The organism is Runella rosea (assembly GCF_003325355.1).
GTDB lineage: Bacteria > Bacteroidota > Bacteroidia > Cytophagales > Spirosomataceae > Runella > Runella rosea.
The window spans coordinates 5,434,918-5,459,164 of the sequence record NZ_CP030850.1; the positions used below are offsets into that span (position 1 = coordinate 5,434,918).

The following is a 24,247-nucleotide window of genomic DNA, read 5'->3' on the forward strand; positions in this document are numbered from 1 at the left end:
CCCTATTTCATCGTGCGTAATTTATTCTACTCTGATAAACTCTATAGCATCTAATGAAAAGGGCATTGATATTGATTGGTTTTTTGGCGTTTATCAAAGCCCAGGTGCTGGGGCAGCAAGTGGACTGCGGCAACATTGGTTTTGAGTCAGGGACTACCTTGGGGTGGGAATTGACCAACGGCGTTGTACGGATTGCCAACGCAAAACTCGCCTATCAAAACGAAACGACGGGCTCGATAAATGCAAGACACTATATTACAAGCATCAGCGACGGATTTGACCCTAAGATTACCAACGAAAAAATTCCGATGGTGGCCCCGGGAAGCACACATTCCATCCGTATCGGTACCAACTATTCTATGGGTGGCGGTTCCTTTGACCGCATCAAAACGTCATTTCTCGTCACCCCCGAAAATACGCTTTTTCAATATCAGTTTGCCCTTGTGCTGCAAAATGATAATCGACACGTTGACGCCCAAAAATCAGGATTTGACATTAATATTACTGATAGTAACGGAGAGCCTCTTTCTTGTAATTCTTTTGGGGTTCAGTTGCAAAACGCAGGTACAAGCGAAGGATTTAAAACCCAAGGCGACATTGAATATAAAAACTGGACAACTGGGGCCATTGATTTACGCAATTACATAGGGCGAATCATTAAGATTGAAGTAACAGCCCACGGTTGTACGGGTAGGGAGCATTTTGGGTATGCGTATTTTGATGCTCAATGTGTAAAATCAGAGGTAAAAGTAAACACGCTTTGTCCTGATGCACAGGGATACATGATGTTGAATGCGCCCGATGGATTTGGGAGCTATCTTTGGAGTAATGGCGAAAAGACAGCGAATGCCCGGGTAAAAGCCAATTTGGGAGAAGTGTATACGGTCAAAATTTCCCCGTTGGATAAACTCGACGAAAGCTGCCAATTGCAACTGGATTACAAGATAAAGTATTACCAAGCCGATACCACCATTGCCCGAACGATTTGTGAGGGTGAAGAAGTCAAAGTAGACGGTGAAAGCTTTAGAACGACGGGCATTCACGTAAAAAAAATTCTCCGGACCAACGTATGCGATAGTACTGTCCGGCTGAATCTGACGGTGATTCCTGCGGCTAATCATACCCAAACCGTGACCATTTGTCTTGGGCAAAGCCTAAAAGTAGGGGATTCAGTATACACAAAACCGGGTACGTATCTGACGGCAGTGGCCCGGCCTTCGGGCTGCGACAGCATGGTGACTACGCGTTTGATTGTTGAAGAAATGCAGTTTCAAATCGTAGGAAATCCGTCCATTACCCAAGGCGACAGTACACGGCTGGAAGTACAGGTAGAGCCGGCAGGCGCATTCAGTGTACAATGGAGCCCGCCCGTCGGGCTGGCGTGTGCTAGTTGCCCTGCCACTTGGGTACATCCTTTGAAATCAACCCAATATACTGTTGCGGTCAAGAACGCAAGTCAGGCGTGTCAGCAATCAGAAAAAGTCAATGTATTTGTCTTGCCCTGTAATATTTACATTCCTGATATTTTTTCCCCTAACAATGACCAGCAAAACGACGTGTTTTACGTGTACGGTAACACCTGTGTTAAACAAATCAAAGAAATGGCGATTTATAACCGTTGGGGCGAAATCGTTTTTCGGAATGAAAATTTTACCTTCGCCGACCCCAAGCAGGGGTGGGATGGACGTTATTTAGGTGAAATTGCGGAAGGGGGAGTTTACGTTTATAAAATCGCCGTTGCGTTTACAAACGGTGAAACAAGCAATTATACGGGCTCAGTTTTGTTGGTGCGATGACCTCTTCCCACGTTCCTTCTCTGACTGGTTTACGCGCTTTTGCGGCTTTGTTGGTTTATATTCATCACTATAATCCGTTTCCTGAATCCTCTTTTTTATATCAGTTGGCGCGAGAAGGCTACGTGGGCGTAACCGTATTTTTTGTACTCAGCGGTTTTCTGATTACGTGGAATTATGCCGATAAACTAAGCTCTACTGCCGACCGAAAACGCTTTTATCTCCTGCGTTTTGCACGAATTGTGCCCCTGTATTGGCTGTTGCTGACGGGGCTTTATGTGCTTCAGTGGTTTACAAAAGAAAATGAAACGGCTTCTTTTTTAGTGCACTTTTCTAACTTTTTACTTCTCAAAGGGCTAAATCCATCCTTGGTTTTCAGCGGTATTCCCCAAAGTTGGTCATTGACGGTTGAACTATGCTTTTACTTCCTTGCGCCGTGGTGTATTTCTCTGTTGGCAGGGCGTCGGTGGTTGGTATTGGCTTTGCTGTATTCTTCCTTTATTTTGGGGCTGTTTGTGTTGTACAAAAGTCATCTGTCGTTTGGGAGTTTCTATACGATTTTTGGTCGTTTATTTGAATTTGGCGTTGGGATTTATGCGGCGCTGTGGCTACGAAAAAACCAAACTCCACCGGCATTTCAGTTCAAAACCATCATGGCGGTTGGGGGAGCAATTGGAGTGGTAATCGGCTACGTTTTAGCGGTTTATTATGGGCAATTTTCGGTTTTTTATACCGAATGGCTTTTGTATAATCTCCTGCTGCCCGTTGTTATCGGCTTTGGACTAGAGGGGATTTCTACGGAAAAAACCTTTATTAGCAGCTTGTTGTCGCATCCGTTGACTCAGACTTTGGGTAAATCTTCTTACGCATTTTATCTGATTCATATTGGGCCGGTCGCAGTAGTGCTACAGCGCTATGTTTCTAACAACGGCTTAATCCTGTTGATTTTGCTGTGGATTGTGTCATATGGACTGTACCGATGGGTAGAAAAGCCTTTGTACCTCTTGATTATTCACGCAAAGGCGCAGAGATTCTAAACTTAGTGCCTTTGCGTGAATAAAAGCATTACCGCACCAACACCAACTTACCTGTTGTTTTCACTCCTTCGCCCAAAGTAAGTTCTTGGCCGTCTTTTTTGACGGTAACTCGGTAAAGATAAGTACCTATCGCCAATCCTGCGGTGGTGTTCCAAATCCATTCGTTGGCTCCCACGCGAGGCGTAAGACTTACCTCTTTGACAATGCGGCCCGAAATATCAGCAACGACAATGGTGGCTTCGGTAGGAGCTTCTTTTCCCGAAATGGTAAATGAAAAACGCAGAAAATCTTGAAAAGGATTCGGGTTGGCCTCAACACTTACAATCCTTTGTTCATTGATGACTCTAAACGTAATTTGATACAGTCCAGTACGGTTGTTGGTCGCATCAGCACCCTGTACTTGCAAAGTGTATAACCCGTCGGGAAGCGAGCCGGGGTGGTATTCAATGCGTACCACATTTTGGTTGCTGGCGGGGGTGAATTTGAGGGAAGGATTTGTAAAACTGATGCGCTGGAAAGTATTTTGACCAGGGCGCTGGAGAAACAAATCAATACCGACCGTATCGCGCTTAAACAAAAATCTATTTTCGTCTTTGAGTTGCACCACAATTACGGGATTGGCCGAAACCACTTCTCCGTCCTTGATGCGCTGGTCGTCGAAGGCCACATCGAGTACTGGTGCCAATCGGTCTGTAATTACGGTGTAAGGAAGGTTGACGACGTTGTTGGTATAGCTTTGTTCGGGCTGCCGGCGCGGGTTAAAATTGACCAGTAAACGGTTATCACCACCACGGCCCAAGGTCGGGAGCGATACGGTAAAAGAGGTTTCTTGATTGGGGGCGAGTTTAGCCAGTTTTCTTTCGGTTATTTGAGGGGAGACACTAGGACTAAAAATCGTTTGCTGAACCACCACGGAATCTTGAAACGCCACGTTAGAGACGTTTTTGAAAGCCACATTAACCGTCAAAATTTCTCCTTCTTGTCGTTCAATCACTCCGCTAAGATTAGAAGTAGCGCTACCTTCGGCAACGGGCGTATACGTGACAAGCCAATTGCGGAGTTGCGCAGGAGTTGTAAGGTTGACGTCGGGATTTGTTAAACGCAACTGCAACCGCAGGAAAGGATAACGGCGAGCGTCGATGGTTTTTAAGTCCAATGACTTATTCGCCGATTGATTGACCAACAAGGGCGTTTCTTTTCCGTTCAAATCCACACCCAGTACCGTCAGTGTTGATTGTTGGGTAGTGAGTATGGATTGTTGGTTGGTAAGAGAGGCCCAACTACTAGCTGGGCCAATGAGTGAGGACGCAATTTGTCCCGTTGATTTGGTACTTTTTAAGGTAAACAAATCCAAGGTCAGTGTCCTAAGGCTAGGCGCAATATCGTTGGGGTCGGTGGCTAATTCCAGTGCGGGTTTGTTCGCCCCCTTTTGGAGAATCAGCAGATTGGGGCTACGCAAAATAGTTTCGTTGACGCCTAAGGCTTTCAATTTAGCGATTTCAGAGGTGGGCCATTGGTCAAAACGCACGGCACCGACCGCCATAAGCACAACCCAGTCGCCGTTGGGAACGGAATCAATCCATTTGCTGAACAGCTGATTGTTAATGATTTCTGGCTGACGAAGCGTGTTCATAACGTAAGGCGGGTTGCCGCAATTTCGACTTGGCATGACCGAATACGCCTGAAGATTGTCGCGGTGTAGGGCTGTTACGACAATGTTTGCTTCGGCATTGGCTCCTTGAAATGTGCTACAATTACTCTGTGCCACAAATAAAATGTCGCTAATGGACAGCTGATTTACCTGATGCCCCTGATTAAACCCTCCTACCGAACTCCCTGCTACCACCGCCTTTACAGGCACTTCAATAGGAGTGTAGTTCCAAGTAGGTTGTGTAGTCAGGGAAAGATTGATGTTGAGTGGAGTGGCTTTGGTAAACTGTGCGGCTTGCCGCTGAGTCCAGCCTTCACCTGCGTTTTGGATGTAAGTGAAAGAACTTTCACTCCAAAGATTGTCAGTGCCTGCGGGGCGGTCGGCATAACGGATGCGCCAAAAATAAGTGAGACTGTCGCGAGAAAGTAATGCTACTTTCCAACTTGGTAGTACGGTTGCCGTGATGTTTTGTGAGCGTTTAAAAGGGCTATCAAAACGAGCGGTAGTGTCGAGTTCAATGATATAATTTCGGCTGGCATTGTCGATGTGTTGTGCCAACAACTGTGTCGTTGGTATTCCGTTTTCTGTCGAAGAAACAATGGCATATTCGGCCGGCATCAGTGGGTACGCACCCGCCACGGGTAGAGCGATTTCGACGGCTGCCGTATTATTGGGCTTGTTCATTTCGACGAGTGTATTGGCTGGGTCTACCGTCACTTCAAAACGATTGAGTCCATTTTGGTTACGGTCCGTCGGGATGCGAAATAGCAACGTATCCTGATAGGCTACGGAGGGAAAAGTAGCTTCAAATACTTGCACCGCTCCGTCGCGTGCGGTACGGGTGAGGCGTACGGGGAGCTTTTCGTTGCGGTAAAGTCCCAAATTTGAAACGACCACCCGTATTTCCAATGAATCGCTCAAGGGCCCAATTGCGCTTCCATTTTTACCTTTAACGCTGATTCCTTGACTTATGACGGCATAATCGGGTTGTGTTGTTGGAAACAAAACGATGGCAGGGTCGCCTTGTAGGCTCATTTGCTGCGCATCGGCCTGATAAATAGGGTCATTGGGGAGCTTAGCTAATGTTTTACGCATGATTTGTTGCTGCACTTCCCCAAATGGACGGCTCAGATTAGTGCTGTCGCCGAGAAGGGTTTCATAAAAAGTGCTGGCAAAGTCTCGTAGCGAATGAACAAAGGCATAATTGGAATGGGCCAAAAATAGAATGGCGCCCCGGTCTTTGGTACCTACCCAATCAATGGGAAAAGTAGTGGAACCGAAGGTGAAATTACCCAATACACAACCGTTGGCGTAGACCAGAGGATAGCGACCTTTGTTCCTGAACCCTAATACATCATCAGATACATGGCCGATGTTAATATCGGTTACCGATAGACTAGAATGGCCGAAAAGTGTAATGATGCCTGCCCCTTCATTTACTTCATTGGCGATACCGACGTACTCAACTGCTTCGTCTGTTTTTTTTGTGATGGTCGTGACGCGCGCGCCTAAATATTGGCGTTGGGCTTTTTGCTTAAAACCATTCATGATTTGCAAAAATTGCCCTTGCTCAAACAACGAAGTGCCGCCGCTGAGGTGAAGTACATTTTTACGCCAAAGAGCGTTCATGGGCGTAGCTTCATGTTCCCGTACTTTTTCCAGATAATTCAGTACGGTTTGTGGGCTGTCGGTCCAAAGTCGTCCGGTGGGAATGGCCGCAAGGAGTTGGGGTTGTCCTTTGAGCCCGTGCGAAAAAAGGTTGTCAGAACCTGGCCACCCAAACGTTGGTACCATATCGACTTGACTGCGGGTGGGTTTGATGCGATTAAAGTCTACCTGCTCGGTGCGACCAACAATGAACAAAAAGCGAGGGTTGCCTTTGTCGGCCATGAACTGGACAAAACGACGGATAGCCAACGGACTGAATTCGCCGTAGTTGAATTGATTCACTAAAAAATCCGTCTCTACGGTCAGGGTGTCATAACGCCCGCCCGCTGTGGAGGCCCGATACCCGCCGAACTGTTTAGCGGCACTTGCCAGATTGCGATGCGTGACAATGAGATAATTGGCTTTGGTAGCGTCTATGTTCCGAAAACCAACGCGTTGAATACTTGGAACGGAGAGAGAAGTTCGCGTGGCAAAAAGCGTTTTGGCGGTGTTTGTTCCGCGAACAACGGCTTTTAGGGTAGCATTCTCAAGCGTGGTGCCGATGCGAGCGATGTTCTTTTTATCCGTGATGTCAAACAAACGAACGTCGTTGGCGGTGTTGGGGATTTCAAGGTATGATTTGCCAACGGTGCTTGGGTTAAGGTAAAAATATTTCTGGGTTTTATTCTGTAAATCAAAGCGTTGTGGATAGCGTAAGCGATAATACGTGATGCTGTATACATCATCTGCTTGCTCAGGAAAAGTGCCGCGGGAGGTGGTAGAAATGGAAATTCGGTTGCTATCGAGCGATACATCCGAAAACGCGATTTCTCGTTGCACCAAGAGTGCATTTTGGTGGTTAAACCGGACGGTATCCACCAACCGATTGGCTACGGGGCTGCTTCCCACCTTAATTTCCACAAAATGCAGGCGATGGTCGCGCCCCATCAAATGAAGTTCGAGCTGGGGTTTAAAACTGGTACGAACGGGATTTTCGAGTTGAATTCGTTTGGAAACCACCGCATTTTTGTAAAGTTCAGGCCCTGACCAGCCTTCACCAAAGTCGTAATAAGAATGTTGAGCGCCTTGCGATGTCCCCAACGGATACATCAGCCCTTCCGACATGCCTACGTAGTTGTAGCTTGCAATGTTTGAAATCAGCAAATCTTCGCGGTGAAATGCCTCTGGCGTCAGGTTGGAGGTATTTTGTTCTTGATAAGAAGCCATGCGCTTGCCTGGTTGCCCATCCAGACGCCAGGTAATAAAATAAGCCGTGGTGTCGGTATACAAATTGTAGATTTTGTGGGGTTGGGCGCTGTGCGGAATGTACAGCAAAGAGTCTTGGGTGCCGTCGTTTCCTTCACCGTAAAACTCCAGATAATCAGCTTCATCCCATTTTCCATCGGCCTCTCCCTGTACCAAAATGGCCTGCTCTTCACCCCGGAAAAACAATTGGAGTGCGGTCGGGTTGGTTGTAGTTACTGGGAATCCCGCTTGGCGTAATTCGGCCGTTGAAATTTTATAAATCCCTTTTTGCGCAATCGGAATCTTAAAATACGTTTGCTGATAATTGATCCATTCGTTGCCGTAGGTGGTTTGGGCGTGGGTGGATAAAACGAAATGGGTAAAAAAGAATACGCTGATAACAGCCGCTAACCTAACTCGCATCTGATTGTATGTTACGGATTTACCTCTGCCGGTAGAAACGGATGCAATTTACTCCGGAAATAGTAAAAATCCTGAAAGAGAAGAGGTGGATTTTGGAGATGTTAACGAAAGTAAAGAGGATAGGAGTGAAGATACATATTCTGACTCTGGGGAAGTCAAGCTAAGCTATAAAAATAATTTGTTATGCTTGCAGAGTATTTTTTGCAAAAAAAATGTTTGTTTTGTAGTGAATAATTCCAAATTGAGAAACAACCTTAAACCATGAACGCATATATTGTAGCAGGATACCGCTCGGCGGTGGGCAAAGCCCCCAAAGGTACTTTCCGTTTTACACGCCCCGATGACCTCGGAGCTGAAGTAATCAAACACATGATGGCGCAATTGCCAGCGTTGGACCCAGCCCGCGTGGACGACCTCATCGTGGGCAATGCCGTGCCAGAAGCCGAGCAGGGAATGCAGATTGCCCGCTATATTTCGTTATTAGCCTTACCCAAAAGCGTGCCGGGTTTTACCATCAACCGTTATTGTGGCTCAGGTGTAGAAGCTATCGCCCTTGCGGCGGCTAAAATCCACGCAGGTTTTGCTGATTGTATCGTGGCGGGTGGGGTAGAGTCTATGTCGATGGTGCCTACAACGGGTTGGAAAATGGCGCTTAACTACGAAATTGCCAAAGAACACGCCGATTACTACATTGGCATGGGACTGACGGCGGAGCAGGTGGCCAATCAATTTAAAATCAGTCGTGAAGATCAAGATGCTTTTGCGTTGGCATCGCACCAAAAAGCGCTTGCCGCGCAGGCCGCGGGCAAATTTGATAGTCAGATTGTGCCAATTACCGTCAAAGAAACTTATTTTGACGCCAACAGCGGCAAAAAGAAAAATAAAGAATACGTAGTCACCCAAGATGAAGGGCCGCGTGCAGATACCACCTTGGAAGCCTTGGCGCGCTTGAAGCCCGTTTTTGCAGCGGGGGGGAGCGTTACGGCAGGAAATTCGTCCCAAACCTCCGACGGAGCGGCTTTTGTGGTGGTGATGTCAGAAAGGATGGTTAATGAGCTGAACCTCAAACCAGTGGCTCGTATGATGTCGTATGCATCGGCGGGTGTGGAGCCACGTATTATGGGCATTGGGCCCGTGGCGGCGATTCCTATTGCGCTCAAACAAGCGGGATTGCAGTTGGGGGATATTGACCAAATTGAGTTAAACGAAGCCTTTGCGGCACAATCGTTGGCGGTTATTAGGGAACTAGGCATTGACCCAACCAAGTTAAATCCAAATGGCGGTGCCATTGCGTTGGGACACGCGTTGGGTTCAACGGGTGCACGTTTGTCGGTGCAGTTGTTTAATGAAATGCGCCTCCGCAATCAAAAATATGGCATGGTCACGGCCTGTGTGGGCGGTGGGCAAGGCGTAGCAGGAATATATGAATTCCTGAATTAATGTATTCAGCCTTGGAAAGTTTTAGACGGATTATCAATTTCTCAGCCTAAAACTTTCCAAGGCTAACCTTGTCATTTATTAGTCCTTGACCGCAATCACGGAGATTTCTACGTTGACGTCTTTTGGTAAACGCGCCACTTCGACGGTTTCACGGGCAGGGTATTGATCCGTAAAAAACTGCCCGTATACTTCGTTCACCTTGGCGAAATTGTTCATATCCTTCAAAAAAATACCTGTCTTAACGACATTGGTGAAGTCGAGTCCCGCTTCTTTTAAAATCGCTCCGATGTTGAGCATTACTTGACGCGCTTCGTCTTCAATCGTTCCGTTGACCAATGCTCCTGTGGCAGGATCAATGGGGATTTGGCCAGAGACATACAGCGTATCTCCAACCATTACAGCCTGAGAATAAGGGCCAATTGGCGCGGGAGCGGCGGAGGTAAATATTATTTTTTTTGACATGATTTTTCGGTTTGATATAAGACAATAGAGATTAGACGTCCAATTCACGCAAATACATCTGGATGGTATTTTCTAGCCCATAATAAAGGGCGTCGCAGATGAGAGCGTGGCCGATGGAGACTTCGTCCAAATGCGGAATTTGTTCTTTTAGATAACGTAAATTTTCGAGGCTTAAATCGTGACCTGCGTTCAATCCAAGCCCCACTTCCTGCGCTACTTTGGCGGCTTTTATGTAAGGGGCTACGGCTTTTTCGCGATTTTCGGGGTACTCCGTAGCGTATGGTTCGGTGTATAATTCTACGCGGTCAGCGCCGCAAATTTTGGCCCCTTCTACCATGGTCTCGATGGGGTCTACAAACACAGAAACCCGAATACCAGCACTTTTAAACGTCTGTACCAAGTCAGTAAGGCGGTCGCGGTGCGTGATGGTATCCCAGCCTGCGTTGGAGGTAATGGCCCCTAGCGCGTCGGGAACGAGCGTCACTTGGGCAGGGCGGGTGGCTAGTACAAGTTCAATAAATTTAAGCTCGGTAGGATTTCCTTCAATGTTGAACTCGGTCGTTACCAATTGTTTCAAATCCAGTACATCTTGGTAACGAATGTGGCGTTCGTCGGGACGTGGATGCACCGTAATTCCTTGGGCACCAAATGCTTCGCAATCAAGGGCGGTTTTGACAACGTTGGGGTTGTTGCCTCCGCGTGAGTTGCGAAGAGTGGCTATTTTGTTGATATTTACGCTGAGGCGAGTCATTTTTAATCGAATAGTTTAGTGCCGTTGGGCGTTTAAATGAGGGAGTAAAGTCGTATTTTTAAGTATGCTTACACCCGTTATTCTAACTTTCAACACATCATAATGGTTTCAAAAGTATTCGGAAATAGTCTTTTACACAATTTTTGGGACAGAATCTTGTTATTCTCACTTTTTGTCTATATTTCGACAAATTATTACCACGTTAAACACTTTATCAATCTTGAAAGAAACCTATCAAAAATGGTACTCGCCCACGTTGGGCCGGGATATTGAAATGCTCGTGATAGGGCATTGGGGGTATCCCATTCTCCTGTTCCCAACGTCGATGGGCAGGTACTACCAAAACAAAGAGTTTGGGCTAACTGATTCGGTACGAGGGTTTGTTGACGCAGGGAAAATAAAACTGTACTTAATCGACGGAATCGACGAAGATAGTTGGTACGCCAAGCATTTACCGCCGGCGGTCCGGGCGCATAATCATGCCGTCTATGACCGTTTTCTGAACGACGAACTGGTGCCTTCCATTCGTCGTGAAGCCAACGTTGACAAAATTGCGGTAGCAGGATGTAGTTTTGGGGGCTATCATGCGCTCAATTTTGCCTTCAAACATCCTGATAAAGTGGCTTATATGATTAGCATGAGCGGAGCATTTGACATCCGCAGTTTTGTCGAAGGCCACCACGATGATACCGTTTACTTCAATAATCCTGTCGATTTTATCCACAACGAAGAAGCATGGAAGTTCCATCACATGAAAATTGTGCTAGGAACTTCGGAGTGGGATATTTGCCTTGATGCCAACATCCAGATGTCTAATCTTCTGAAAAACAAAGGGATTTCGCATTGGTTGGATATTCGAGGCTGGGACAAACACGATTGGCCTCTTTGGAACAGGATGTTTCCCGAATACGTGTCACAAATGGGGCTGTAAATAAGCCTATTTTTAAACAGTTTCAGGGTTTAGACCTTAGTCTGAAAATTATATCTCTTTCGAAAAACGCCTGTTTTCATTAATAAACCAAATAATCGTCATCTAAAAATCACACTAACCGCGCCGGGCATCCGGTGATTCATTTATGAAAAAAATAGGAATACTTCACGGAATGGAAAATACATTCCCCCAAGCTTTTGTTGAACGCGTCAACCAATTGGATGGGAAAAATATTATTGCGGAACCAGTACTAATTGACCGGGTAGTGCAGGGGGAAGCCACCGACTACGCCGTCATTATCGACCGTATTTCGCAGGATGTGCCTTTTTATCGGGCGTTTCTTAAAAATGCGGCCCTTTGCGGCACCGCAGTTATCAACAATCCGTTTTGGTGGAGCGCCGATGAGAAGTTTTTCAACAATGCGCTGGCCGTAAAACTGGGTGTGCCGGTGCCAAATACGGTTTTGATGCCTTCCAAAGAACGCCCGACCGATACATCAGAAACCTCATTTCGTAACCTAAAAATGCCAATGGCTTGGGGAGAAATGTTTGAATATGTGGGTTTTCCAGCCTACATGAAACCCCATGCTGGTGGCGGGTGGAAAAGCGTCTATAAAATCCATGATATGGATGATTTATGGAATAAACACGCCGAAACCGAACAGTTGGTTATGCTGTTGCAAAGTGAAGTAACCTTTGAAGATTATTATCGTTGTTATTGTTTAGGTGGAAAATACGTCCACATCATGCCGTATGAGCCGCGCAATCCGCACCACCTTCGCTACGCAACGCAGCCCAAAACCACGGGTGAGGCGCACAAAAAACTCATCGCCACGATTACGGATTATGTATTACGTCTCAACAAAGCCCTCGGCTATGATTTTAATACCGTAGAGTTTGCGGTTCACGATGGCATTCCGTACGCAATTGATTTTTGTAATCCTGCGCCCGATGCCGATATTCATTCCGTAGGACAGGAAAACTTTGATTGGATTGTAGAAAACGCCGCTAAGATGGCCATCGAAAAAGCAAAAGCGCACAAAGAGGGTAAAACCAACCTCACGTGGGGGAGTTTTGTGCGTACTTCGGCCATGAATTTGCCGATTGCAAATTTGGCCAAAGGCGACGTAGAGCCCACCGAAGAGGCTCCCAAAAAAGCTGCGCCTAAAAAGGCAAAAGACGAAGAACCAGCTAAAAAAGCGCCCAAGAAAAAATAAGTTTATTGTTTGCCTTTGGCACGGCGGTGCTAAGCTCATCGGCGTGCCAAAGGCAAACGGCATCCTATAAACTCATCTGCTATGCCCCTTTTTACACTCGGAATTGAGGAAGAATTTCAGACAATAGACCCTGAAACCCGTGGGCTTCGCTCCCACATGTCGAAGATTGTAGAGGATGGTAAAATCATTCTTAAAGAGCGTGTTACGGCCGAAATGCACCAGTCGGTTGTGGAAGTAGGAACCAACATTTGTACCAATATTCAGGAAGCGCGCCAGGAGGTGACATACTTGCGGAAGATGATTATTGATTTGGCAGCGCAGCAAAATCTCAAGATTGCGGCGGCTGGTACGCACCCTTTTTCCGATTGGCAAGACGAGCTGATTACGCCCAATCCGCGCTATGATAAGCTCATCGAAGAAATGCGTGACGTGGCACGCGGCAACCTTATTTTTGGGCTGCACGTTCACATCGGCATTCCTGACAGAGATACGGGGGTCAAACTTATTAATTCACTGACGTACTTTTTGCCCCATATTTATGCGCTTTCTACCAATTCGCCTTTTTGGTGCGGACGAAATACGGGTTTTAAATCGTATCGCTCCAAAGTATTTGACAAGTTTCCCCGGACGGGTATTCCCGAATATTTTGAAACGGCGCACGATTACGACGATTACGTAAACCTGCTAGTCAAAACGGGTTGTATCGACAACGGCAAAAAGATTTGGTGGGACCTGCGTCTACATCCCTTCTATAATACGATCGAGTACCGCGTCTGCGATATTCCGATGCGGGCCGATGAAACCATCTGTTTGGCGGCGCTCATGCAGGCGTTGGTAGTGAAGATTTATAAGTTGATGAGCAAAAACCTCAACTTTCAGCATTACCGCAAAATCCTCATCAATGAAAACAAGTGGCGGGCGGCTCGTTACGGGATTCATGGAAAACTCATTGATTTTGGCCGTAAAGAAGAAGTTCCTTATTATAACTTAGCGCAAGAACTGCTTGAGTTTGTAGATGACGTGGTCGATGACCTCGGCAGTCGCAAAGAAGTGGAATACATTCACAAAATTCTGGAAATGGGCACTGGTGCCGACCGTCAATTGGCGGTATGGGAAGCTACGCAGGATTTTACCCGGGTGGTGGATTACATTGTGCAGGAAACCGCCTATGGATTATAAGGCAGGAATTTGTATTCAGAATGAGAGAATAAAAAGTGTTCGGCCATTCAGTTTCTCTTTTAAAAAAGAAACCGAATGGCCGAAATTATTATAAATTAGTCAAAAAAGCCATCGTGTCTACTCCATCGGCGTAGTCATACAAGGACGGTTTTTGAGCTTCCCCCAACGGAAGACTTGACGGAAAGTGACCTTCTTTGGACACAATGCACTGGATTTTTTCGGAATGCGCTTCCAACTTTGATTTTAAATCGTTGGCATCGGTGTAGTATTCAAAAAACAGCACCGAGATGGGTGAGACCAACGAGTCGGTTTCTCGCAGCATCAGAAAACCATTGTCGAGGTGCGGTTCTCGATTGACGAGATACACCGATTTATTGTATTCATAATTATTGAAGTACTTATGATGGTTTCGGAAAAAGTCGAGCTGCGGCTCGATGGCTTCGTAAAATTTAGAGAAATCATAGCCTGTTGGGACAAATATTTTGGAGACGTTGCGGCAGCCGAGTCCAAAATAGGAGTAAACATCTCTTCCCAATCCCATCAATTCTTCGTTTGTCTCTTCGCCTGTCAAAATTCCGACCGATGTACGGTTGCGGCGAATAAGGTGCGGTTTCTTGGAAAAATAGTATTCAAAATAGCGGGCGGTGTTGTCGCTGCCCGTGGCAATGTACGCATCGGCGGCGTTTAAACGTTCGGCAAGGGTGATGCGTTGAGCAAGGGCTGGTGCTATTTCAATCAATTTTTCAATCAAAAACATCATCAAGACCCGGTCGTCGGTGCTGAGTTTGGCCATAAGGTGATGGCCGCTAAGGAGTACGCTCAGTAAATCATGAAAACCAACGGCGGGAATATTTCCAGCCATAACCACCCCGATTTTTTTAGGAACAAAATCAGGCTGTCTAGATTGTAATTGATAGGTATTGAGCCAAGTCCGTAATTTTTCTTCGTTGAGGTATTCTTCCCCGATTGCCTTCAGTGCATTGGTGACAAAGTCAGGAATGAACCAATGATTTTGCGAATATGCCTTAAAGACAACGTCTTCTATGGCATTGGAGGTGAGGATTTTGCCCAGCTCAACAAAGGGTGCTATGTGTTCGTTGCTATTATTCATTGAAATATTTATGGGAAAAGTACAAAAAATCAAAGAATTATGATTTTTATGACCCAACCGAAACTTTAAATAATTAAATTTGTTTTTTGAATACAAGTGCAAATATCCCAAAACTAAACGATACAGTGCAATTATGGCAATCATGATTACTGACGAATGCATCAACTGCGGTGCATGCGAGCCGGAATGTCCGAATACTGCAATATACGAAGGTGGCGTAGAATGGACATACGCAGGGGGTACTCATTTGGAAGAAGTTGACTATGGTGATGGTACCGTTGTGGACGCCAAAGTAAAACAAAGCCCCGTTTCAAACGAATTTTATTACATTGTTACTGATAAGTGTACTGAATGTATGGGTTTTCATGAGGAGCCGCAATGCGCCGCCGTTTGTCCCGTAGATTGTTGTGTTCCTGATCCAGAAAATGTAGAAGATGAAGAAACATTGCTTGCCAAGAAGGCATGGATGCACGGTGAATAGCCTAATGTCTTTTAAATAAGAGGAAAGTTCCTGCAATGGAAGCCCCTGAGAAATCTCAGGGGCTTTTTTTGTGCCTATTACGCCGATTTTGATTAAATATTTTAAGTATATTTTATATGGTCAAGTAGAAATAAAATATAATTATTCGAATGTTTTGTTTACATATTGTTTAAGTAGTGGGCAAATAATATTTTGAAATTATTTAATAATGCAGAATAAAACTAAAAGTTGTATTTTTTTAATAATAAATTAAATTTATCAATAATATTAAGTATAAAACTATGAAAATATTAAATTTTTATGAAAAATTACTTAAAAAACGAACTAAAAATTTGGATTTTTATAAAAATAAGTCAAAGTTTGTATCGGAAAACAAAACCACTCAATACCCACCTTAAACAAAATAATATTATGAAAAAATTTAATTTACTTGTTTTATGTTTGTTTGCAACCTTTTTGGCTTTTCCTAAGGGAAACGCAGGTGGAAAAACAGATGGTAAAAAAGAAGAAAGTAAATCAGAGGCTAAAGTAGAGGCTAAAACAGAAGGAGAAGAAGAGAAGAAGGGAACTTTTACTTTTTCGGGTTATATTGATTCTTACTACATCGGCAATTTCAATAAGCCAGCTTCTCGTTCAAACTTAGGTGCTTATTATGCCCGCGCATTTGATCAAAAATCAGGGCAGTTCTCTTTGGGTTTGGTGCAGACCAAAATGCAGTACAGCAACGATAAGTCGGATGTAGTAGTAGATTTGGCATTTGGACCAAACGCTGACCTTGGAAACTACGGTAACGTGCTGGGCGCGCTGGGCAGCAACACAAACACGGCTTTAGCCATTAAGCAAGCTTACTTTAACTGGAAAGCTTCAAGCAAGTTTACATTGACGGCAGGTCAGTTTGGTACCCACATCGGTTATGAAGTAATTGACGCCCCCGTTAACTTCAACTATTCATTGTCAAACCTTTTCAACAACGGTCCATTCTACCACATCGGAGTAAAAGCTAACTATGCTTTTTCTGATAAAGTATCGTTGATGGTGGGTCTTGTCAACAACGTTGATAACTTAAATGATAACAACCGCAAAAAAGGCCTTATTTCTCAATTGTTTATCAACCCTGCCAAAGGCTGGAACGTATATCTTAACTTTATCAACAGCAACGAAGCCAGTCCTGATGACAACGGAAACACCCCTGATGCACACTACAGAGTGTTGGATTTGACCACTTCTTATCAGGCTACTGATAAACTCTTGGTTGGATTGAATGCTGCTTACGGTTCACAAAAAGGTGATTATCAAGGCGCAGGTGGCCCAACCACAGCGCAAACATGGGGTGGTGCTGCGGGTTACTTCAACGTTGCGGCCAGCGATGTATTCAGCATCGGAGCGCGTTATGAGTATTTTGACAATAGCAATGGTGTTCGTGCCTTGCTTAACAAAAAAGGAGAAGGTACTTCTGTAAACTCTTTGACTTTGACTGGCAACTTCACCTTGGCCGATGGTCACCTTCTCATCAAACCTGAGTTCCGTTTAGATGCCTACAAGAAAGTAAGTGGCACTAGTGAAACAAAAAATCAGCAATTTGAAGATGAAAACGGTGATTTTACCAAGAGTTCACAATCAACCCTTGGATTGGCTTTCATCTATAAGTTTTAGTACACTCGGTAAACTGTAACAGGTAGTCAGCATTGATTGTTCGTCAATCGGCTGACTACCCGCTACCAATTCCTACTTAATAAAACGTACAACCAAAACCAGTCAAGTAACTTTATGAAAAAGTACATCCCACTCGTAATTTTGTTGGGCGTGAGCCTTTTGGGGATTCTGATGCCTGCCATCCCTACCCAAATTGTGACAGAAGGCCTCAACTCAGGTGACATCGCTTGGATGCTCGTTGCCACGGCATTCGTTCTCCTAATGACTCCCGGCTTAGCGTATTTCTACGGAGGTATGGTAAACCACAAAAACGTGATTTCGACCATGTTGCAGAGCTTTATTGCCATGGGTGTGATCAGTATTGTTTGGGTGGTTGTTGGTTTTAGCCTTGCATTCGGTGATTCAATCGGAGGTTGGGTTGGAAATCCACTGACATTCTTTATGTTCAAAGGAGTATTGGACGGCAAGCCTTGGTCATTGGCTCCTACCATTCCATTGGCATTGTTTGCATTCTTCCAATTGAAATTCGCCGTTATCACTCCTGCGCTCGTTACAGGTTCGTTGGCTGAGCGTATCAAATTCCGTTCTTACATCCTTTTCATGGTGCTTTTTAGTATTTTCGTTTATGCACCATTGGCGCACTGGACTTGGCACCCTGATGGTTTCCTTTTCAAATTAGGCGTATTGGATTTTGCAGGCGGTACGGTCGTTCACATGTCAGCTGGTTGGGCTGCTTTGGCGGGTGCTTTGTACTTGAAGCGTCGTCGTTCACACGTAGAAGCTAATTTCTTACCTCCGGCCAATATTCCTTATGTATTGTTAGGTACAGGTTTGCTTTGGTTCGGATGGTTTGGTTTCAACGCTGGTTCGGCGGTAGGGTCAGGTCCATTGGCAGTTTCTGCCTTGGCTGCTACCAACACCGCCGCTGCTGCTGCTGGTTTGGCTTGGGTTCTTTTTGATACTGCAAAAGGTAAAAAACCTTCCGCTTTGGGATTTTCAATTGGTGCGGTAGTTGGTTTGGTGGCTATTACACCTGCCTGCGGTTTCGTAACCATTCCTCAGTCTATCTTTATCGGGGCTATTTCTTCGATGGTATCAAACTATTTGGCACACCTTCGTACCAAAACTACCTTGGATGACACGCTTGACGTGTTCCCATGCCACGGCGTAGGCGGTATGATGGGTATGTTGATGACGGGTATCTTTGCTTCTAAAGGCGTAAACTCGGCCGTTGTTGATGAAGGTTTGGCGTATGGCACGTTTACATTGTTCAAAAACCACTTGATTGCTTTGGTATTGGTTTCCATCTTTGCTTTCGTGATGTCATACATTATCCTGAAAGTGACTGACCTTATTGAACCGCTTCGCGTATCTGAAGAAGACGAAAAAGTTGGTTTGGACATCAGCCAGCACGATGAGTTTTTAGTTGAAGCTTAGTAATTCTCTATGTTCACAATCTTTGCATTTTTTTATAAAAAATGACTATGAACTAGAGATCAATAAATATACCAACAAGACCACAGAGGGTTAGCCCTATTGACTGTGGTTTTGTTGTACTCGTTGAAGCTATCGGCTGTGCTGGTAGCTTCATTTTTTTTGTTCTTTGCCTAAAAGGTGTATTTTGATTCTTATCAGTTGTTTTTGATATGACTCCTGTTTTTTGGCACGAAAACACTCTAATGCCGCAAAAATGGCCCAATACCTATTTTTTATCCCTAAACTTTCCAATACGCTTTTTAGCCATTCCTAAAAGTTTCATTCCTTTTTATTTCTTCTGAATCGGCCGAGATATTGATAATAGAGTATACAACAACGAACTGGAATTTTGGTATCGTTCTTAAATAATCTCTCAAACAAATTCAATTATCTATGGTCACGTTTTACAAAAACTCGCGCTTTGTTGTCATGCTGGCAGGACTGCTGCTTGCTGCCTCAACGTTGTTTGCCCAACAGCAAACCCTTGAAAACAATCAAATTTGTATGGACCCCATCGCTGGTCGTGGGGCGTTCATTAATGCCGTGAATACGGGCTTGTGCGTTGGTTGTACTGCGGCAGATGGTGCCAACATCATTGATGGCAACTTAACCAACTTTGCTACCTTAACCACAGGCATCAGCTTGCTAGGCTCTGGTTCCGCGGTTTCGGTCAAAGATTCTCTCCAGTATTATCCCGCTGGTAATACCGTTGGTTTTGTGGTGGGAAGTGGCAGTACCCTTTTGGACGTAAATCTCCTTAACAACATTCAAATCAGAACCTACCGCAACGGAACCCTCGTGCAAACGGCCACGTTTAACAGCGGTGCTGGCCTTTTGAAGGCAACGGCCTTAGGAGGAACCACGGGGAGACAAATCTTGAGCTTTACTACAACTGGGGACTTTGATGAAGTTCAACTTTTTGCAGCGAGTGGCCTTTTAGGTTTGCTTTCTTCTTTGGATGTATACTACGCATTTGAAGGTCCGGCTTCTTGCCCGCTAGACTGTGTCAATGCATTGGTAGGAGCTGATGCTTCGGGTACAACTACTGGTTCTTCGGGAGTATGTCTTGGTGGAGGTGTATCAAGTCCTGGCAACGCCATTGATGCTGATACCACAAATGCCGCCCAGATTAGTACGGTCATTGGTTTGGGTTGTTCACGTTATTTGCAAGTAGCGTTGGCTAGTACCATCGCCGCTGGTCCTGGAGATGTGTACGCTGGTTTTGTGGTACAACAAGGAGCGGGTCTTTTGGATGCCACCGTATTGGGCGCAATTACTATCACCACGTATTTGGGTAGCAGCACAACTCCGCTTCAGACCATTTCAGGTGGTTCTTTGCTTACGGCTTCTTTATTGGGCGGTACGCGTGTACAACTTGGGTTCAAAGTAACGCAGCCATTTGACAGAATCAGAATTACCGCTGGTGGCTTAGCATCGGTAGCTTATAACCTGAATGTCTACTATGCTTTTACAAAGGTAGACAGCGATGCCGATGGAATGTTGGATTGCATGGACAAGTGCGCAGGAAATGACTTGCTAGATACAGACGGCGACGGTATTCCTAACTTCTGCGACGAAAACATGGCTGACTTGACTGTTTTAAAAACCGTAAACAACGACAGCGTAGCTGCAGGTACCGATGTTACATTTAGCGTAACGGTAAACCGTCAGGCAGATGCAACGGGCTTTGAAGCACCTACGGGCTTAAAAATCAAAGATTTACTTCCAGTGGGCCTAACCTATGTAAGCCATACTGCTCCTACGGGAACTTTCTATAACCCAACCACTGGAATTTGGAATGTGGGTAGTGCATTGAGCGGAGCTACTACGAGCCTTGTCCTGAGCATTACGGCCAGCGCGGATTCAAGCGGTGTTTTATCTAATATTGCAGAAGTATTTTCGGTGAATGAAGGTGACCCAGATTCAACCCCTGGCAACGGTACCGCTGGGGCTGGAGATGACGACATCGCGAGTGCTTGCGTATCCGTACCGGTCTTTTTGTGTCCTGGTTCGTCGATTTCATTGTCGGCACCATCAGGTTCTACCGCTTATCAGTGGTATCGTAATGGCACGTTGATTTCTGGAGCTACTGATTCTACCTATGTTGTGACTGAGTCAGGAAGTTATACTTTCACCAGCTCGTCGGTGGGTGTCTGTGTTTCGGGTAACTGTTGCCCCGTTGTGGTCATTTACAGAACATTGGTGGCCAATGCAGGAGTAGATCCCGCCCCAGTTTGTGAAGGTACTACTGTTACATTGACTGGAAGCGGAGCAGGCGTAGGAGGAACTTACCTTTGGAGCACAGGAGCAACGACGGCTTCTATCTCAGTTACACCAACAACTACCACCGCTTACTACCTGACCGTTACTTCGGTAGATGGATGCGTTGATACCGATACTGTAGTGGTGACTGTAAATCCAAAACCTTTGCTTGGTTCAGTAATCGCATTGTGTAACAACGCAGGTACCACTGACAATCCTACTGACGATACCTTCACCTTTACCTTAAACCCTGAAGGTGGTAGCAACACAACGTATACAGTTAGCGGAGCTGTGACAGCTGGTCCGTTCAACTACGGCACGCCTCAAGTTTTCGGACCTTTCCTTGCCAGCTCAGGTAACAAAGTAATTACCGTTACTGATGCAAATACATGTTCGACAACCGTAACGGTGGTTGCACCAGTGGGTGGATGTTCAAACTGTCCTCCAACGCCTGTCTGCGTACCAGTAACGGTGAAAAAGCTTCAATAGTTTAAAAAAACTGTTTGATGCAAGAGAAATAGCACTAGTTAATTTCTAAGTAAAAAATAGCCTTCTGTCCCAAGAAGGCTATTTTTTTTATACCGATAAAATTATTTTATTTGTAATATAATCCATAAATCGGCATTTACTCGTATATATTTACGAGCATTGTTTTGTTTCTAACATAATCATCCCTACTGATGATTTACAGTCTACATCTTTTTGTTGTTTTTATCAGTTTAATTTGTATGTATCTGTGTATCAGGGCAAACAAAGGTATTCATTTGCGTTATTTGGGCGGTTTGTTCATCCTTATTTCAATCACTGAATTTTTACAGTTTACCATACCAGGGCAACTTCAAGCAGCGTCATTTTTGTTGGTTGTTCCAGAAACCCTACGATTAGCCATTCCAGTAGTGGCCGTAGGATATGTTCGGTCGTCGCTCGGATTTCAGAATCATATCTATTCTAAGTGGCTGTTGATTCCCGCGTTTTTGCATTTAAAGGCGTTTTCCTATTTATATGCAGCGGGTGGTGTATCGGCTTCTAATTTTACCAATGGGGCATTTCAGGCGTGTGCTTCGGTGGTAGTAGGAATTTTTAGCGCTCTTATTGGGTTATTTCTTTTTCAATTTTTGTCAAAAAAATATGCCCGTTTATCCCATTCAGTGCACCCAACGACCTCAATATGGTTGAAAAGCATCGCTGGATTTTTATTGTTCCAATCAGTTGTAGCATTTTCAGGGGTGGGAATTCGTTTTTTTTGGGGAGAAAATTCAGCTCAGTTTAAGATTTATGAACTTTTTGGGCAAATAAGTATTCTAATTTGGGGGTTGGGCATGATTTTTTTTATGATAAAATCACCCTTTGTATTGGAGGAAGTTATGCCCAGTGTTCACGTCTCTTATTGGGAGCAGGAAGAACGTACGGTAGACCCTGAAATCAAAGTAGAGAATCAAAACCATTACGAACAAATTTCCCCTAAAAAAGAAATACCAGCGGATTTACGAATAAAATATGTAGAAAAAATTCGGGAAGAGTTGGAGGTAAAGGAGTTGTTTCTTGATTCTAAGCTTACCCTTGGCAGCTTAGCAAAGAAGATAAACATCAGTCCCCATCAACTTTCTTATATTATCAACAGTGAATGGAAGATGAATTTTAATGAGTTTGTTAATTCATACCGAATTAACAAAGCCCAAACACTCTTAAAAAATATAGATTACCAAAGTGCCACCATTTTTGCCATTGGAATAGACTCTGGGTTTAATTCTGAATCATCCTTCTATACGGCATTCAAAAAAGCAACGGGTCTTTCTCCAAAACGGTACAGAGAAACATTAAAATTGACTTCAGAATTATAATTCAGGAGTGTTTTAGTGAAAAAACAGTCTTTATTTGTTCGACATAGTTTATCTGACTTAAATTATGATAAATTAATTGAAAGAATTGATTTATTAAATTCTTGTCCTATTTATGGAGATCAAATTAAGTCTTAAACCATCTAAACAATGGATGGCAGAAGTTGCCGAGCAGTTTGGCGTCGAGGCCGAATCTCCTACTGAATTTTATCATACAGATGGAAATTCGTTTATCAAATTGGACGCCATGCTCTTTGACAGAGAGGTGTCGGTTTTACTTGGAGAGTTATGTTGGTATAAACCGCTTAATACATTAAAGGAGTCGCTTGGTACAAATGATTATTGGACCCTTACGTTTGTACAATCGGAGGATGCGCACACGCATTATTTGTTGGATGACAAAATGAGGCAGAAAACGCAGATACAAAAATCAATGGTATTATACAGTTCTAAAATGACGGTAGATACGCATTGGCCCGTTGGTAAACACTCCCGGTTTGTGGCAATTAGTTTCCATCGCGATTGGTTGTATGATAAACTTGGGATTACTGCTGTAAATCAGGAACACTATTCGCCTTTTATCAAGCTGTTGACTTCTGAAGCAGGAGTCTATTTGCAGGGAGCTTCTTTTTTTGACCAAACGGTGACGTTGGATAAACTTTTTGATGACACCGCTTCATTTACCAGAAAACTCGTGGCTCAGGCTCAGTGTTATAAATTAATTGCTGATTTTATTGCTCAGGTAGGCCGTAACGAGTCTAATTTTCAGCAAAATAGAATCAACCAACATGATTTGAAGCAAATTGAGGAGATCGAAAGCCGCTTCTTTACGGTTAATCAGTCGCTGCCAAATCTGGAGTTTTTAGCGAGTCAGGCAAACATGAGTTTATCAAAATTTAAAAAATGTTTTAAGCAAGTGTATGGTTTGCCTCCGTATGAGTACCATCTTAATCAAAAATTGGAAGTAGCCAAAAATCAACTTTTACAAAATAAATGGACGATTTCGGAGATTGCATCCAATTTGGGGTATACCAGCGCGGCCAACTTTGACAAAGCGTTTAAGAAAAAGTACATGGTGAGTCCAACTAAAATGTTAAAAAAAAATAATTCAATTTAATATCCACTTCTTTCTACATTAACTAATATAATATGGTTTGGGTAATGATTCAAAGGTTCGAAGACCTTCAAGCTGATGAAAAAAATCTTCGCAGGCTTACAGGATTGAGAAAAAATGAGTTTAAAACACTCTACAATCCTTTCCATGAAGTGTGGCAGTCGTATTTTTCAGAGTATACTTTTGACGGTAGCCCGCGTTTGCGGCGTCAAATTTCTACCCGGAAAAACAGCCTTTTTAGCGATACACAGGATGCATTGCTTTTTGTGCTGATTTATTTAAGAGGCGGTGTTCCTCAGGAGCAGTTGGCGGCCAGTTTTGGCATGGATCAGCCAAAGGTCAGCAAATATCTTTCGCTTACACAACGGATATTGCTCAAGGCGATTGAAAAAAATCCGAGCATCATTTCTCGACGCAAGCAAAAGAAATTGTGGGAGGCGATTGCCGCCAGAATGAATAACCCAGTAGCTGAGGCTGCCTACTGATTGAGATAGCGCTCATCCTGATTTAAGATTATTTAATAAACGCTGAATTTTG

17 protein-coding genes are annotated in these 24,247 nt (G+C 44.4%); 13 read left to right on the top strand and 4 right to left on the bottom strand.

Annotated features, from left to right (window positions below; genetic code table 11):
* Positions 1 to 53: 53 nt before the first annotated feature.
* Complete coding sequence (locus tag DR864_RS22520) at positions 54 to 1,796, top strand: T9SS type B sorting domain-containing protein (protein ID WP_114069081.1); 1,743 nt, start codon at positions 54 to 56, stop codon at positions 1,794 to 1,796.
* Complete coding sequence (locus DR864_RS22525) at positions 1,793 to 2,830, top strand: acyltransferase family protein (RefSeq protein WP_114069082.1); 1,038 nt, start codon at positions 1,793 to 1,795, stop codon at positions 2,828 to 2,830. The genes DR864_RS22520 and DR864_RS22525 overlap by 4 nt, the downstream gene beginning before the upstream one ends.
* Before the next feature lie 28 nt (positions 2,831 to 2,858).
* On the opposite strand, the gene porU2 is transcribed toward DR864_RS22525, so the two are convergent.
* The gene (porU2, locus tag DR864_RS22530) at positions 2,859 to 7,796 is read right to left on the bottom strand and encodes a putative type IX secretion system sortase PorU2 (protein ID WP_114069083.1); all 4,938 of its coding nucleotides are present in this window, start codon (positions 7,794 to 7,796) and stop codon (positions 2,859 to 2,861) included.
* Positions 7,797 to 8,057: 261 nt separating this feature from the next.
* On the opposite strand from porU2, the gene DR864_RS22535 reads away from it, so the two are divergent.
* A complete protein-coding gene (locus DR864_RS22535) occupies positions 8,058 to 9,236 on the top strand; it encodes an acetyl-CoA C-acyltransferase (protein WP_114069084.1) in 1,179 nt (392 codons plus the stop codon).
* Between the two features lie 78 nt (positions 9,237 to 9,314).
* On the opposite strand, the gene DR864_RS22540 is transcribed toward DR864_RS22535, so the two are convergent.
* Both DR864_RS22540 and DR864_RS22545 read right to left on the bottom strand, forming a co-directional pair.
* Positions 9,315 to 9,698: a RidA family protein gene (locus DR864_RS22540; RefSeq protein WP_114069085.1), complete on the bottom strand. Its 384-nt coding sequence runs from the start codon at positions 9,696 to 9,698 to the stop codon at positions 9,315 to 9,317.
* A 31-nt stretch (positions 9,699 to 9,729) separates the two neighbouring features.
* Positions 9,730 to 10,449, bottom strand: a complete 720-nt coding sequence (locus DR864_RS22545) for a pyridoxine 5'-phosphate synthase (RefSeq protein ID WP_114069086.1) — start codon at positions 10,447 to 10,449, stop codon at positions 9,730 to 9,732.
* 220 nt (positions 10,450 to 10,669) lie between these two features.
* On the opposite strand from DR864_RS22545, the gene DR864_RS22550 reads away from it, so the two are divergent.
* The 3 genes from DR864_RS22550 to DR864_RS22560 all read left to right on the top strand — a co-directional run bounded on the left by DR864_RS22550 (position 10,670) and on the right by DR864_RS22560 (position 13,775).
* Positions 10,670 to 11,380 carry an esterase family protein gene (locus DR864_RS22550; RefSeq protein WP_114069087.1) on the top strand — a complete coding sequence of 237 codons (711 nt, stop codon included), beginning with the start codon at positions 10,670 to 10,672 and terminating at the stop codon, positions 11,378 to 11,380.
* 145 nt (positions 11,381 to 11,525) lie between these two features.
* Positions 11,526 to 12,596 carry an ATP-grasp domain-containing protein gene (locus tag DR864_RS22555; protein ID WP_114069088.1) on the top strand — a complete coding sequence of 357 codons (1,071 nt, stop codon included), beginning with the start codon at positions 11,526 to 11,528 and terminating at the stop codon, positions 12,594 to 12,596.
* 81 nt (positions 12,597 to 12,677) lie between these two features.
* On the top strand, positions 12,678 to 13,775 hold the full coding sequence (locus DR864_RS22560) for a carboxylate-amine ligase (protein ID WP_114069089.1): 1,098 nt from the start codon (positions 12,678 to 12,680) through the stop codon (positions 13,773 to 13,775).
* 88 nt (positions 13,776 to 13,863) lie between these two features.
* Here the strand turns inward: DR864_RS22560 and DR864_RS22565 are convergent, their stop codons facing one another.
* The gene (locus DR864_RS22565; RefSeq protein ID WP_114070425.1) at positions 13,864 to 14,886 is read right to left on the bottom strand and encodes an acyl-CoA reductase; all 1,023 of its coding nucleotides are present in this window, start codon (positions 14,884 to 14,886) and stop codon (positions 13,864 to 13,866) included.
* A gap of 133 nt (positions 14,887 to 15,019) precedes the next feature.
* Here DR864_RS22565 and DR864_RS22570 point away from each other — a divergent pair, with 133 nt between their 5' ends.
* From DR864_RS22570 to DR864_RS22600, 7 genes are all read left to right on the top strand, one after another.
* Entirely contained in the window at positions 15,020 to 15,367 is a 348-nt protein-coding gene (locus DR864_RS22570) for a 4Fe-4S binding protein (RefSeq protein WP_114070426.1), read from the top strand.
* Between the two features lie 411 nt (positions 15,368 to 15,778).
* Entirely contained in the window at positions 15,779 to 17,020 is a 1,242-nt protein-coding gene (locus DR864_RS22575) for a porin (protein WP_229599450.1), read from the top strand.
* A gap of 114 nt (positions 17,021 to 17,134) precedes the next feature.
* Complete coding sequence (locus tag DR864_RS22580; protein WP_114069091.1) at positions 17,135 to 18,457, top strand: ammonium transporter; 1,323 nt, start codon at positions 17,135 to 17,137, stop codon at positions 18,455 to 18,457.
* A 432-nt stretch (positions 18,458 to 18,889) separates the two neighbouring features.
* A complete protein-coding gene (locus DR864_RS22585; RefSeq protein ID WP_114069092.1) occupies positions 18,890 to 21,247 on the top strand; it encodes a DUF11 domain-containing protein in 2,358 nt (785 codons plus the stop codon).
* Between the two features lie 191 nt (positions 21,248 to 21,438).
* Positions 21,439 to 22,599, top strand: a complete 1,161-nt coding sequence (locus tag DR864_RS22590) for a helix-turn-helix domain-containing protein (RefSeq protein WP_114069093.1) — start codon at positions 21,439 to 21,441, stop codon at positions 22,597 to 22,599.
* Between the two features lie 112 nt (positions 22,600 to 22,711).
* Positions 22,712 to 23,713, top strand: coding sequence for a helix-turn-helix domain-containing protein (locus tag DR864_RS22595; RefSeq protein ID WP_114069094.1), 1,002 nt, complete (start codon positions 22,712 to 22,714; stop codon positions 23,711 to 23,713).
* 44 nt (positions 23,714 to 23,757) lie between these two features.
* The gene (locus tag DR864_RS22600) at positions 23,758 to 24,195 is read left to right on the top strand and encodes a helix-turn-helix domain-containing protein (protein ID WP_162794049.1); all 438 of its coding nucleotides are present in this window, start codon (positions 23,758 to 23,760) and stop codon (positions 24,193 to 24,195) included.
* Positions 24,196 to 24,247 lie beyond the last annotated feature (52 nt).